This is a genomic window from Rhodococcus sp. PvR044, from assembly GCF_040548995.1.
In the GTDB taxonomy this organism is placed as follows: Bacteria; Actinomycetota; Actinomycetes; order Mycobacteriales; family Mycobacteriaceae; genus Rhodococcus_G; species Rhodococcus_G oryzae.
The window spans coordinates 564607-578287 of sequence record NZ_JBEPSX010000001.1; the positions used below are offsets into that span (position 1 = coordinate 564607).

Here is a 13681-nt window from a genome sequence, read left to right on the forward strand (position 1 = left end):
TCTGGTCCGTCACAGCCGGGCGACCAGGTCGCGGAGCAGTTCGCCGATCCGGGCGGCGGACGCGGCACCCGCCGCGAGCACCTCGGAGTGGTCGAGCGGTTCGCCGGTGATGCCTGCGGCCAGGTTGGTCACCAGCGACAGCCCCAGCACCCGTGCGCCGATCGCCCGGACCGCGATCGCCTCGTGCACGGTCGACATCCCGACCAGATCGGCGCCGAGCACCCGCAGCATCCGGATCTCGGCGGGGGTCTCGTAATGCGGTCCCGGCAGGCCCGCGTACACGCCCTCGGCCAGTGTCGGGTCGATCCGCCTGGCGAGCGCGCGCAGATCGGGGGAGTACGCGTCCACCATGTTCACGAACTCGGCGCCGACCAGCGGCGACCTGGCCGTCAGGTTCAGATGGTCGGAGATCAGGACCGGTGTACCGACACTCATGCCCTCCCGGATCCCACCCGCCGCGTTGGTCAGGATCACGGTCCCCGCGCCCGCGGCGCAGGCCGTCCGGACCGGGTGCACCACCCGGGTCAGGTCGTGCCCCTCGTACGCGTGCGTGCGACCGAGCAGCAGCAGCACCCGGGTGTCGCCGACGCGCACCGAGCGCACCTGCCCGGCGTGCCCGGACGCGGACGGAGCGGCGAAGCCGGGCAGTTCCGCCATCGGCACCGTGGCGGTCGGGACACCGAACGCATCCGCGGCGGCCTGCCAACCGGAGCCGAGCACCACCGCCACGTCGTGGGCGGGTACACCGGTGCGTTCGGCGAGCACACTCGCGGCCCGCGCCGCGGTGCCGAACGGGTCGGCGACCAAATCGGAATCGTCCATGGCCGCTATTGTGCCCATATGCCATTTCTTGAGCGCGACGGCGACGTATTCATCCTGTACCTCGGTGCCGAGGGTCAGACGGACAGCGAGAACCGCTTCCATCCGGACTGGATCACCGAGATCCACGCGAAGCTGGACGAGGTCGAGGCCCATGAGGGTCCCGCTGCCCTGGTCACCTACGCCACCGGCAAGTTCTACAGCAATGGTCTCGACACCGATTGGCTGTTCGGCAACCTCGACAAGTCGCACTGGTACCTGGACCAGGTGCACACCGTGTTCACCCGGCTGCTGAACTTCCCGATGGTCACGGTCGCCGCCGTGCAGGGCCACGCGTTCGGGGCGGGCGCCATGCTCGCCACCTCGCAGGACCTGCGCGTGATGCGCGCGGACCGGGGCTTCTACAGCCTGCCGGAGGCGGCACTGAACATGCCGTTCACCATCGGCATGAACGCGCTGATGACGACCGCCCTGCCCCGCCAGACCGCGGTCGAGGCGATGACCACCAGCCGCAGGTACGGCGGTCCGGACGCGCTGGCGGCCGGGATCGTGAACCAGACGGCGGACGGCGACGGCGTGCTGGCCGCCGCGGTGGCGCGGGCGGCGGCGTCGACGGCGCTGCACGGGCCGAACCTCGCCGGGATCAAGTCCGGTATCCACCGGCCGGTCCTCGAGGCTTTCGCCGTGCCGACGGATCCGTCGAACCTCAGCTTCGGGTAGCCATCGGGCTCGAGCGGCGGGTGACGCCGGACACGGATGAGATACTGGAGCCGTGAATTCGGAAGTGGTCGGTACGGTCGCGACAGCGGCGTCCGACCTCGTCGCGCTGTCGCATTCGATCCACGCGGAGCCGGAGCTCGCTTTCGAGGAGCATCGCAGCGCCGCAAAGGTCGCGGAACTGCTCTCGCAGCGGGGTTTTGACGTCGAGTCGCCGGTTGCCGAACTGCCGACGGCGTTCACCGCCAGCTATGGCAGCGGCGAGCTGGTCATCGGGATCCTCGCGGAGTACGACGCGCTGCCGGAGATCGGACACGCCTGCGGGCACAACATCATCGCGGCGTCCGCGGTCGGCGCGGGCCTTGCGCTCGCGCCGCTCGCGGACCGCCTCGGTATCACCGTCCGGGTGCTCGGCACCCCTGCCGAGGAGAGCGGCGGCGGCAAGGTGCTGATGCTCGAGCGTGGTGTCTTCGACGACCTCGGTGCGGCGATGATGGTCCACCCTGGCCCGGAGGACATCGCGGGTGCCACCTCACTCGCGATGGCCGATCTGGCCGTCGTCTTCAGCGGCCGCGAGGCGCACGCCTCGGCATCGCCGCAGCTCGGGCGCAATGCGGCCGATGCGGCCACCATCGCGCAGGTGGGTCTCGGGCTGCTCCGTCAGCACCTGTCCGCGGGCCAGCAGATGCACGGGATCGTCAGCGACGGCGGGATCGCGCCGAATATCGTGCCCGCCAGGACCGAGATGCACTACTACCTGAGGGCGCAGACCGCGGATTCGCTCACCGAACTGACGGAACGGGCGCTGGCCTGCTTCGAGGCGGGCGCGCTGGCGGCCGGGTGCACGCACGAGATTCGTACCGTCTCACCGAACTACACCGAACTGCGGCCCGATCCGTGGCTGGTCCGGTCCTATCGTGAACTGATAGTGGAGATGGGGCGCAGTCCGTTGGCCCCGGCATTGGAAGGATCGCGTCCCTTGGGCAGCACAGATATGGGCAACGTCACGCACGTGTTGCCGGGGATCCACCCCGTGATCGGGATCGAGTCGGGCGGTGCGGCCACCCATCAGCCGGCGTTCGCCGCGGCGTGCGTGACCGAGTCCGCCGACCGCGCGGTCACCGACGGCGCGGTGGCGCTGGCGGGCACCGCGATCCGTGCGGCGACCGACCCCGAACAGCGGGCGCGTCTGCTCGACGGCGCACAGCGGCGGGGGGTGGGCGGTCGATGACCGAGTGGATCGACCGCTGGGTCGCCGACCACACCGCGGACCTCTCGTCGTGGCGGCGCCACATCCACGCGCACCCGGAGCTGGCCCGGCACGAGTACGCCACCACCGAGTTCGTCGCGACCCGCCTGATCGCGGCCGGCCTGGCACCCGAGATCCTTCCCGGCGGAACCGGTTTGACCTGTGACATCGGCCCGGACGGCCCGCGGGTCGCGCTTCGGGCCGACATGGACGCGCTGCCGCTCCAGGAGGCCACCGGAGCGCCCTACGCGTCCACGGTCACCGGGGTCTCCCATGCGTGTGGCCACGACGCACACACCACCATCCTGCTCGGCGCGGGCCTTGCGCTCGCCCAGGCGCCGGACCTGCCGGTCGGGGTGCGGCTGATCTTCCAGCCCGCCGAGGAGGTGATGCCCGGCGGCGCACTGGAGGCGGTCGCGGCCGGAGCCCTCAAGGGGGTGTCGAGAATCTTTGCGCTGCACTGTGACCCACGGCTGGAGGCGGGCCGCGTCGGCGTCCGGCTCGGTGCGATCACCTCCGCGGCGGACACCGTCGAACTGATTCTCGATTCCCCGGGCGGGCACACGTCCCGACCGCACCTGACCACCGACCTGGTGTACGCCCTCGGCACGGTCATCACCGGACTGCCGGGAATGCTGAGCAGGCGGATCGATCCGCGCACGAGCACCGTGATGGTGTGGGGCGCGGTCACCGCGGGTCAGGCACCGAACGCGATTCCTCAGTCGGGCAGGCTGATCGGGACCGTCCGGACCGGCGACCACGACACCTGGGCGCTGCTCGAACCGATGGTCCACGAGATCGTGGACGGTCTGCTGGCGCCGACGGGGGTGCGCTATCAGCTCAACTACCGGCGCGGCGTGCCGCCGGTGGTGAACGACGAGGACTCCACCCGGATCTTCGAGAGCGCGATCGCCGCGATCGGACCGGACGCGAGATCGGACACCCCGCAGTCGGGCGGCGGCGAGGACTTCTCTTGGTATCTCGAGGAGGTTCCCGGCGCCATGGCCCGCCTGGGGGTGTGGTCGGGAGTCGGGCCGCAGCTCGACATCCATCAGCCGACCTTCGATCTGGACGAGCGCGCGCTCGGGGTCGGTGTCCGGGTGTTGGCCAACCTGCCGCTGGCCGCGGCGGGCGTTCTCTAGCTGGGGTAGCCGGGAGTCCCGGGGCCCACGTTGCGGCTGTTGCGGGTTCGCAGATCGCGGACGTACTCGGCGGGCGCTCCCGCGATCTCGGCGGCCTCGGCCATCACGCCGAGGTAGCGCGCGGAGGGCAGCCCGCCCTCGTAGGCGTCGAGGACATAGAGCCAGGCCAGCACCGGTTCGCCGTCGGTGTCGACGCGGAGCCGTATCTTGCGGTGGATGCCGAGCTCGGAGCCCTCCCACCGGTCGAGGCTCACCTCGTCCTCGTCGGGGACGTCGTAGAGCACCACGAAGACGCTGGAGTCGGGGTCCTCGACGACGGTGGCCAGTGCGCCTTCCCAGCCGATGTCGCCGCCGCTGAAGGTCAATCGCCAACCGTGCAGCCAGCCCGTTCCCGCCATCGGCGAGTGCGGGCAGCGCTTGAGCATCTGCTCCGGATGCATGTTGGATCCGTAAGCGGCGTAGATCGGCACGGCGAAAGCCTAAACCGTGTCGGGGTGACTGCAGAACCGCACACAGCAAAACGAAACCCGTTCGCCGCAGGGAACCCGTGCCAACGTGCGTCGGAAGGGGCCGGTGCAATAGCGTGGAACGCACCGACACCCTGCGTAACAGCTCCCGAACAACTGGAGGATGAATGACCCGGATCGTGATCATTGGCGGCGGACCGGCCGGGTATGAGGCGGCGCTCGTCGCCGCCCAGCACGGTGCGTCGGTTTCGCTGATCGATTGCGACGGGGTCGGCGGTGCCTGCGTGCTGTGGGACTGTGTGCCGTCGAAGACGTTCATCGCCTCGACCGGGGTGCGCACGGACATGCGCCGGGCCACCGACCTGGGCATCAGCCTTGAGCCGTCCCAGGCCACCATCTCGCTGCCGCAGATCCACTCCCGGGTCAAGAGCCTCGCGCAGGCCCAGTCCTCGGACATCAGGGATCGGCTCCAGACCGTCGGCGTCGAGCTGCTCGCGGGGCACGGGGAGCTGATCGACCAGGAGCTCGGGATGGCGGCGCACCAGGTGAAGGCGACGCTGCACGGCGGCGGCGAGCAGGTACTCGACGCCGATGTCGTGCTGATCGCCACCGGCGCGAGCCCCCGCATTCTGCCGACCGCCAAGCCGGACGGCGAGCGCATCCTGAACTGGCGTCAGCTCTACGACCTCGATTCGCTGCCCGAGCACCTGGTGGTGGTCGGTTCAGGCGTCACCGGCGCCGAGTTCGTCTCCGCCTACACCGAGATGGGCGTCAAGGTGACGATGGTCTCCAGTCGCGACCGGGTGCTGCCGCACGAGGACGCGGACGCGGCCCTCGTCCTCGAGGATGCGCTGTCCGAGCGTGGTGTGACGCTGGTCAAGCACGCCCGCGCCGACTCCGTCGAGCGCACCGCGGACGGCATCGCGGTGACGCTGGCCGACGGTCGGGTGGTCACCGGAAGCCACGCCCTGATGACGGTCGGTTCCATCCCCAACACCAACGATCTCGGACTCGAGCGGGTGGGCATCGAGCTCGACCCGGGCGGCTACCTGCGGGTGGACCGCGTCTCGCGAACCTCGGTGTCGGGGATCTACGCGGCGGGCGACTGCACCGGACTGCTGCCGCTGGCCTCCGTCGCGGCGATGCAGGGCCGGATCGCGATGTACCACGCCCTTGGCGAGGGGGTCAGCCCCATCAAGCTCAAGACCGTCGCCTCCGCGGTGTTCACCCGTCCCGAGATCGCCACCGTCGGTGTCAGCCAGGCCTCGATCGACGACGGCGAGGTGCCGGCGCGCACCGTGATGCTCCCGCTGAACACCAACCCGCGGGCCAAGATGTCGGGACTGCGCCGCGGCTTCGTGAAGATCTTCTGCCGCCCGGCCACCGGCGTGGTGATCGGCGGGGTCGTGGTCGCCCCGACCGCGTCGGAGTTGATCCTCCCGATCGCCATCGCGGTCCAGAACAACCTGTCGGTGAACGACCTGGCGCAGACCTTCTCGGTGTACCCGTCGCTGACCGGATCCATCACCGAGGCCGCCCGCCAGTTGATGCGCCACGACGACCTCGACTGACCTCGCTGGTCCCACGATATGAAACAGAGGGTTCATATCGTGGGCCCGCCTGTGTGATAGTCGATGGTGCCGGCCGCGACCATCGGCCCCCCGCTTCGGCGCCTCCCGCCCCGCAGACCCGGGACGACCAGGTGTTTCTGCCTCGTCCTGTCCCCGCCTGCCCCGGGAGGTCTCATGTCCCCGTCCCCGCACCCCGCGTTCGCACGCCGTATGAACGGGCTGCGCAGCTCGGCGATCCGGGATCTGCTCACCATCACCGCCCGCCCGGAGATCGTCAGCCTGGCAGGCGGGCTGCCCGACCCAGAGCTCATCCCTCGGGAGCGGATCCGCGAGGCGAGCGAGGCGGTGCTCGCGCGACCCGACGCGGTCCAGTACACCGAGACCGCGGGCTGGTTCGGCCTGCGCGAGGTGATCGCGGCGCGGGAGTCCGCAGCCGGATCGCGCTCGGTGGACCCGCGTGAGGTGGTGGTGACCCACGGGTCCCAGCAGGCGCTGAGCCTGCTCGCCCAGGTGCTGCTCGACCCCGGCGCCACGGTCGTCGTCGAGGAACCCGCCTACACGGGGGCCCTCCAGGTGCTCCGCCTCGCCGAGGCGAGGATCCTGACGGTGCCGCTCGACGCGGACGGGATGCGCACCGACCACCTGGAGGAGCTCCTCGCCGCGGGCGAACGGCCCACGTTGGTGCACACGGTGAGCAACTTCCACAACCCCGGAAGCGCGACGATGTCCGTCGCGCGCAGGCGGCACCTCGCCGCACTCGCCGAGGCGTACGGATTCTGGGTGATCGAGGACGACCCGTACGGCGAGATCTGGTTCGACGGCGCGCCGCCCGCACCGGTCGCGGACCACTCCGACCGGGTCATCCGGCTCTCGAGCGCGTCGAAGATCCTGGCACCCGCGCTACGGGTCGGGTGGCTGCGCGGCCCGCGCGCGGTCTGCGACGCCGTCGAGTTGGTCAAGCAGGGCGCGGACCTGTGCGGCGGGGCGTTGACCCAGCAGATCGCGGCGACCATGCTGGCCGACGGACCGTGGCTGGCCGGGCACCTGGCGCGGATCCGCGCCGTGTACGGCGCCCGCGCCGGGGCGCTCGCCTCCGCGGTCACCGGCGCGTTCGGTGACGCCGTGTCCGCGACCGAGATCGGCGGCGGCATGTTCTGCTGGCTCGAGTTCCGCGACGGCACCGACACCGGGCTGCTGCTGCCTGCCGCACTCGACCACGGCGTCGCGTTCGTGCCCGGATCGGCCTTTGCCGTCGGTGGTGACCATCGGGGCACCGCGCGGTTGTGCTTCACCACCAACGACGAGTCGACCCTGAGCGATGCGGTCGGCCGGCTGGCGGCGGCGCACAGAGGCCGCTGAGCGCAGGGGGGCCTAGTCGACCCAGTCGTAGGTCCGCTCGACGGCCTTGTTCCACTCCCGGTACAGCCGATCACGCTCGGCCGCGGCCATGGTGGGCTTCCAGGTGCGCCCGACGGCCCAGTTCTTGCGGATGTCGTCCTCGCCCGCCCAGAACCCGACCGCGAGCCCCGCGGCGTAGGCGGCGCCGAGGGCGGTGGTCTCGTTGACCACCGGCCGGATCACCGGGACGTCGAGGATGTCGGACTGGAACTGCATCAGGATCTCGTTGAGCACCATGCCGCCGTCCACTTTCAGGGCGGTCAGCTCGACACCGGAGTCGGCGAGGCACGCCTCGAGGACCTCACGGGTCTGAAAGGCGGTGGCCTCCAGCGCGGCCCGCGCGAGGTGCCCCTTGTTGACGAACCTGGTCAGCCCCACGATCGCCCCGCGTGCGTCGGGGCGCCACCTCGGCGCGAACAGACCGGAGAACGCGGGCACGAAGTATGCCCCACCGTTGTCCTCCACGCTGGCGGCGAGTCCCTCGATCTCCTTGGCGGAGTTGATGATCCCGAGGTTGTCGCGCAGCCACTGGATGAGCGATCCGGTGACCGCCACCGAACCCTCGAGCGCGTACACGGCGGGCGCGTCGCCGATCCGGTAGCAGACGGTGGTGAGGAGCCCGTTGCTGCTCGGCATCGGGGTGGTGCCGGTGTTGAGCAGCAGGAAGTTGCCGGTGCCGTACGTGTTCTTGGCCTCACCGACGCTCAGGCAGGCCTGCCCGAAGGTGGCGGCCTGCTGGTCGCCGAGGATGCCCGCGATCGGCACCCCGGCCAGGATGCCGCGCTCGCGAACCTGCGCGTACACCTCGGAGGAGCTGCGGATCTGCGGCAGCATCGAGGTCGGGATCCGGAACTCGGCGCAGATCTGTTCATCCCATTCGAGCGTCCGCAGGTCCATCAGCATGGTCCTGGACGCGTTGGTCGGATCCGTGACGTGCAGCCCACCGTCCGCGCCGCCGGTGAGGTGCCACAGGATCCAGGTGTCCATCGTGCCGAAGCAGAGCTCGCCCGCCTCGGCTCGCTCGCGGGCCCCCTCGACGTTGTCGAGGATCCAGCGGATCTTGGGGCCGGAGAAGTAGGTGGACAGGGGCAGCCCGGTGCGCTCGCGGTAGCGTCCCGGGCCCTCGTCGCCGGCGAGTTCGGTGCAGAGTTCGTCGGTGCGGGTGTCCTGCCAGACGATCGCGTTGTACACCGGCTTGCCGGTGCGGCGGTCCCAGACCACGGTGGTCTCGCGCTGGTTCGTGATGCCAACCGCGGCGATGTCGTGCCGGGTCAGATCCTTCTTGGCCAGGGCGGCCGCGACGACCTCGCGGGTGGCCCGCCAGATCTCCTCCGGATCGTGCTCGACCCACCCCGCACGAGGGAAGATCTGCTCGTGTTCCTTCTGAGCGGAGGCGACCACCAGCCCGTCATGATCGAAGATCATGCATCGGCTCGAGGTGGTGCCCTGGTCGATCGCGGCGACATACACGGCTAAAAGCTACTAAAGCGCGCCTCACAATTCACGTCGATCGTGAGACGGCGCCCTTCCCAAGCGTCGTCCCGGTGCTGCATACCACCCGTTCGAGGCAGCGAAGACCGGTCGACATGGCCTAGCCTTGGTGCTGATTCGTCGACAACTCACAGGAGCATGCGTTGAGCAAGCAATCGGGAGCACAGTTTCTGGGCCCGCAACAGCGCAAGGATGCGTGGGACCAGCTGGGATCCGAGCAATTCGACATCGTCGTCGTCGGTGGCGGAGTCGTGGGCTCGGGCATCGCGCTCGACGCCGCCACCCGGGGGCTGCGTGTCGCCCTTGTCGAGGCGCGCGACTACGCCTCCGGCACCTCCTCGCGGTCGTCGAAGATGTTCCACGGCGGCCTGCGCTACCTCGAGCAGCTCGAATTCGGACTGGTGCGTGAGGCTTTGCGCGAGCGCGAGCTCTCGCTGTCGACGCTAGCCCCGCACCTCGTCAAGCCGTTGAAGTTCCTGTTCCCGATCACCCACCGGGTGTGGGAGCGTCCGTACATGGCGGCCGGGATCTTCCTCTACGACACGATGGGCGGCGCCAAGTCGGTGCCTGCGCAGAAGCACCTCACCCGCTCGGGCGCGCTCCGCCTGGCACCCGGCCTCAAGCGGAACTCGATGGTCGGTGGGATCCGCTACTACGACACCGTCGTCGACGATGCCCGCCACACCATGACCGTGGCCCGCACCGCCGCGCACTACGGCGCGGTGGTCCGCACCTCGACGCAGGTGGTCGGATTCCTGCGCGAGGCCGACCGGGTTTCCGGTGTGCGGGTGCGGGATTCGGAGGACGGCAGCACCACGGAGGTCCGCGGTCACGTCGTCATCAACGCGACCGGTGTGTGGACCGACGAGATCCAGGCGCTCTCCAACCAGCGTGGGCGGTTCCGCGTGCGTGCGAGCAAGGGCGTGCACATCGTGGTGCCCCGCGACCGGGTGGTTAGCGAGGCGGCGATCATCCTGCGCACGGAGAAGTCGGTGCTGTTCGTGATCCCGTGGGGAAACCACTGGATCATCGGAACCACCGACACCGACTGGAATCTCGACCTCGCCCATCCGGCCGCCACCAAGGCGGACATCGACTACATCCTGGGCCACGTGAACAAGGTGCTGGTCACGCCGCTTACCCACGACGACATCGACGGCGTGTACGCCGGGCTGCGGCCGTTGCTCGCGGGGGAGAGCGACGAGACGTCCAAGCTCTCGCGTGAGCACGCCGTGGCGCGGGTCGCGCCGGGACTGGTGGCGATCGCCGGTGGCAAGTACACGACTTACCGGGTGATGGCGGAGGACGCCGTCGACATGGCCTCCGAGGACATTCCGGCCCGCGTCGCGCCCTCGATCACCGAGAAGGTGCCGCTGGTCGGGGCGGACGGATACTTCGCGTTGGTGAACCAGACGACAGCGGTCGGTGAGCAGTACGGGCTGCACCCGTACCGGGTCAAGCACCTGCTCGACCGGTACGGTTCGCTGATCCACGAGGTGCTCGGGCTCGCGACGGATACCCCGGAACTGCTGCAACCGATCACCGATGCGCCCGACTACCTTCAGGTCGAGGCGGTGTACGCGGCCGCAGCCGAGGGCGCGCTGCACCTCGAGGACATCCTCGCGCGGCGCACCCGGATCTCGATCGAGTACGCGCACCGCGGGGTGAACTGCGCCGAGCAGGTCGCGCAGCTGGTGGCGCCGGTCCTCGGCTGGGACGCGGCCACCGTGGACCGGGAGGTGGAGACCTATCGCGCGCGGGTCGAGGCGGAGGTCCACTCGCAGGCGGAGCCCGACGACTCCGCGGCGGACGCCCTGCGGGCCGCCGCGCCCGAGGCGAGGGCGGAGATCCTGGAGCCGGTGCCGATCTCGCGCTGATCGGTTGCGCCGGGGGTCAGTGCGTCAGCACGAGCTTCACTGCGACCACGGCGATCGCGACGAAGGCCAGCAGGCTGCAGGCCACCAGGGTGTGCCTGCTGAGCTTCTCGCCGCGCAGGCGGGTCATGACGATGCCGAGGCCGGCGATGCGGCTGACCACCCAGATTTCGGCGAGCAACAGCGCGGTCTGCCCCTCGAGCACGCCGAGGGCGTCGAGCCCGACCACCGCCGCCGGGACGAGCCCGGAGGTCAGCACCGGCACCGAGTCGCGGAGCTCCTCGAAATGCTCGGATCGGGTCAGCGGGCGCCCGATTCGGGCGCTCCTGCCGACCGACTCGGCGAAGGCGTGCGCGATGAAGGTCGACAGCACGGTGCCGATGACCACCATGGCGGCGTGCGAGGTGCTGGCGTCGTGCAACGGGATGAGGGCGGCGAGCACCAGGACGTTGCCGTAGACGTACGCGCTGATCCGACTCGCCGAGTCCTCGACGTCCAGGGGTGTTCGCTCCATGGACGTAGAGCTTTCCACGTCCGTCCGGGTCAACGCGTGCGGACCACGGTCGAGGGAACCGAACGAGCGGCGAGGCCGGACACGGCCATGGCGGTCAGGACGATGAAGACGAGCGGGAATGTGATCATGTCTCAAGGATCACGAGCGAACCCTTGACACACATCAGCGCCAGGTGTGAACTCGCTGAGAGTCGTGTCATCCCTGAGGAGTACGCAGACCGGCGGTGAGCGTCCGGATGCATCGCGCGACGATCTCGGCGGGAGTGCCGTCGCTTCCGGCGGCCACATCCGAATCCGCCCAGGTCTGGATGGCGATGCGCATCGCGGTGTTGCCTGCCACCGCCATCAGCCGCACGTCCAGCGGGTCGGCCTCGGGGCCCATCAGGTCGCGCAGGACCTCGACGAGCGACTCCTCCGTGTCGTGGACGATCCGGAACCAGACGGACTCGAGTCCGGGGTCGCCGGGAATCGCCCGGAAGAGCTCGTGCGTCAGCCGCAGTGAATCGACGCCTGCCCGGTCGGTGCGGGAGAGGGCGCGGCGCGCGGACCGCTCGAGTGCCTCGGCCGCCGGGAGGTCGCGGGGGCCACGGGCCAGGTCGTGGATCCAATCCCGGACCCCGCCGGCGAGCATCGGGGTGACCGCCTCTTCCTTTGTCCGGAAGTACCGGTAGAAGGTCCGCAAGCTGATTCCGGCGGCGGTCGCGATGTCCTCGGCGGTGACCGCGGACGCGCCCCGCGCGGCGAACAGCTCGGCCGCGCAGTGTGCGATCTCGAGCTGGGTCTGGAGTCGCCGTCGCTCGGTGAGAGGGAGGGGGGCTTGTGCGCCGGGGTCCGCCATGGACACCATCATGGCACGTTGTGCCATCTCGGCGTAACGTGCAGCTGAGACCGGGAACACACCACTACCCAGTAGAAGGAGATCAGTTCATGAACCGCTTCGAGGGCCGCAAGACGCTCATCACCGGGGCCGGATCCGGCATCGGTCAGGCGACGGTCGCCCGGATTCTCGCGGAGGGCGGCGTGGTCGCCGCCGCCGATGTGTCCGAGGAGGGGCTCGCGGTCACGCGCGCCCGCGCCGAGGAGGCCGGGGCCGCGGACCGCCTGACCACCGTCGTCGTCGACATCTCGAACGAGGCGTCGGTACAGGAGGCCATCGGCGGCGCGATCAAGGACCTCGGCGGGCTGCAGGTGCTGATCAACGCCGCGGGCATCCTGCGCGCCTCGCACACGCACGAGACCAGCCTCGACTTCTGGAACAAGGTGATCGGCGTCAACCTCACGGGCACCTTCCTGGTCACCCGCGAGGCCTTGCCCGCGCTGGTCGAGAACGGTCAGGGTGTCGTGGTGAACTTCAGCTCCACCTCGGCGTCGTTCGCGCACCCGTACATGGCGGCGTACGCGGCCACCAAGGGCGGCATCCGGTCCTTCACCCATGCCATCGCCCTCGAGTACGCCAAGGCCGGCCTGCGCGCTGTCGCGGTCGAGCCCGGCAGCATCGCCTCCGGCATGACCAGCAACCCGGGCTTCCCGGAGCACGACCTGGACCCGACTCTGATCGGCAAGCTCTACCCGTGGATCGGCGAGGGCTTCGCGCCGCCGGAGGACGTCGCAGGCGTGATCGCGATGCTCGCCTCCGACGACGGAAAGTTCGTCACCGGCACCGAGATTCGCATCGACGGCGGCACCCACATGTGATCGACCGGGCCCGAATACACTGGGTCCGATGAGCACCACCGACCGCCCCGGCCTCGATCAGCGCCGTCTGCAGCGACGGACGCGCCTGCTCGAGGTCGGGGTGGATCTGCTCGGTGCGGCAGGCGGGCCCGCGGTGAGCGTGCGCGCGGCGTGCCGCGCGGCCGGGGTCACCGAGCGGTATTTCTACGAGAGCTTCGACGACCGCGACGCCTACATCCGCGGTGTGTACGCGGAGGTCGGTGAGCGGGCCCGCGACGCGTTGGTGTCCGCGGTCGCGGGCGCCGAGACGCCGACGGAGATCGCGGAACTCGCCGTCCGCGCGTTCGTTGCCCTCGTCCTCGACCACCCCGAAGCAGGCCGGGTCCTGCTGCTGGCGCCGCTGCGGGAACCCGCACTGGGCGGGCGCGGCCTGGAACTCGCCCCGAGTTTCGTTGTGCTGGTGCAGGATCAACTGCAAGGCGTCGCCGATCCCGACGAACGGACCCTGCGTGCGCTCGGTCTCGTCGGGGCCCTGACGAGTCTGTTCATCGGTTACCTCGACGGCACGGTCACCGTGCCCCGCGAGACGCTGATCCGGCACTGCCTCGGCCTGCTGGACCGGGCGAGCCGTCCCTAGTGCCTCGCGCCCGAAGTCTTCTCGCGGTTGCCGGGGCCCACGCGGCGCCTCGCTGCGTTGTCGAAGTCCCAGGTAGAACCCCGCTACCTGGGACTCCTCCGCCTGGCGATGCATCCACGTGGATCCCCG

General features: G+C 70.0%; 13 protein-coding genes. 8 read left to right on the forward strand and 5 right to left on the reverse strand.

Features of this window, described 5'->3' with window-relative positions:
• Positions 1-9: 9 nt before the first annotated feature.
• The gene (locus ABIC28_RS02490; protein WP_209928808.1) at positions 10-822 is read right to left on the reverse strand and encodes a purine-nucleoside phosphorylase; all 813 of its coding nucleotides are present in this window, start codon (positions 820-822) and stop codon (positions 10-12) included.
• Between the two features lie 18 nt (positions 823-840).
• Here ABIC28_RS02490 and ABIC28_RS02495 point away from each other — a divergent pair, with 18 nt between their 5' ends.
• From ABIC28_RS02495 to ABIC28_RS02505, 3 genes are read left to right on the forward strand one after another with little or no spacing between them, the layout of a single operon-like run.
• Positions 841-1539, forward strand: coding sequence for an enoyl-CoA hydratase/isomerase family protein (locus tag ABIC28_RS02495; RefSeq protein WP_097210486.1), 699 nt, complete (start codon positions 841-843; stop codon positions 1537-1539).
• Between the two features lie 52 nt (positions 1540-1591).
• Complete coding sequence (locus ABIC28_RS02500) at positions 1592-2767, forward strand: M20 family metallopeptidase (protein WP_269588351.1); 1176 nt, start codon at positions 1592-1594, stop codon at positions 2765-2767.
• Complete coding sequence (locus ABIC28_RS02505; protein WP_097210488.1) at positions 2764-3927, forward strand: M20 family metallopeptidase; 1164 nt, start codon at positions 2764-2766, stop codon at positions 3925-3927. Before ABIC28_RS02500 ends, ABIC28_RS02505 begins: the two co-directional genes overlap by 4 nt.
• Here the strand turns inward: ABIC28_RS02505 and ABIC28_RS02510 are convergent.
• On the reverse strand, positions 3924-4397 hold the full coding sequence (locus ABIC28_RS02510) for a gamma-glutamylcyclotransferase family protein (RefSeq protein WP_027500255.1): 474 nt from the start codon (positions 4395-4397) through the stop codon (positions 3924-3926). The genes ABIC28_RS02505 and ABIC28_RS02510 overlap by 4 nt on opposite strands.
• 164 nt (positions 4398-4561) lie before the next feature.
• Here ABIC28_RS02510 and ABIC28_RS02515 point away from each other — a divergent pair, with 164 nt between their 5' ends.
• Positions 4562-5965 carry an NAD(P)H-quinone dehydrogenase gene (locus ABIC28_RS02515; protein ID WP_097210489.1) on the forward strand — a complete coding sequence of 468 codons (1404 nt, stop codon included), beginning with the start codon at positions 4562-4564 and terminating at the stop codon, positions 5963-5965.
• 174 nt (positions 5966-6139) lie between these two features.
• Entirely contained in the window at positions 6140-7324 is a 1185-nt protein-coding gene (locus ABIC28_RS02520) for an aminotransferase-like domain-containing protein (protein WP_245221172.1), read from the forward strand.
• Between the two features lie 12 nt (positions 7325-7336).
• On the opposite strand, the gene glpK is transcribed toward ABIC28_RS02520, so the two are convergent.
• The gene (gene glpK, locus ABIC28_RS02525) at positions 7337-8833 is read right to left on the reverse strand and encodes a glycerol kinase GlpK (protein ID WP_269588349.1); all 1497 of its coding nucleotides are present in this window, start codon (positions 8831-8833) and stop codon (positions 7337-7339) included.
• Positions 8834-8997: 164 nt separating this feature from the next.
• Between glpK and glpD the strand changes: the two genes are divergently transcribed.
• On the forward strand, positions 8998-10731 hold the full coding sequence (gene glpD, locus ABIC28_RS02530) for a glycerol-3-phosphate dehydrogenase (protein ID WP_097210490.1): 1734 nt from the start codon (positions 8998-9000) through the stop codon (positions 10729-10731).
• A gap of 16 nt (positions 10732-10747) precedes the next feature.
• Here glpD and ABIC28_RS02535 read toward each other — a convergent pair whose 3' ends face one another.
• On the reverse strand, positions 10748-11242 hold the full coding sequence (locus ABIC28_RS02535) for a hypothetical protein (protein ID WP_097210491.1): 495 nt from the start codon (positions 11240-11242) through the stop codon (positions 10748-10750).
• Positions 11243-11437: 195 nt separating this feature from the next.
• Positions 11438-12106: a TetR family transcriptional regulator gene (locus ABIC28_RS02540; protein WP_245221173.1), complete on the reverse strand. Its 669-nt coding sequence runs from the start codon at positions 12104-12106 to the stop codon at positions 11438-11440.
• Positions 12107-12168: 62 nt separating this feature from the next.
• Here ABIC28_RS02540 and ABIC28_RS02545 point away from each other — a divergent pair, with 62 nt between their 5' ends.
• The gene (locus ABIC28_RS02545; protein WP_097210492.1) at positions 12169-12936 is read left to right on the forward strand and encodes an SDR family NAD(P)-dependent oxidoreductase; all 768 of its coding nucleotides are present in this window, start codon (positions 12169-12171) and stop codon (positions 12934-12936) included.
• A gap of 28 nt (positions 12937-12964) precedes the next feature.
• On the forward strand, positions 12965-13552 hold the full coding sequence (locus ABIC28_RS02550; protein ID WP_097210493.1) for a TetR/AcrR family transcriptional regulator: 588 nt from the start codon (positions 12965-12967) through the stop codon (positions 13550-13552).
• Positions 13553-13681: the final 129 nt, after the last annotated feature.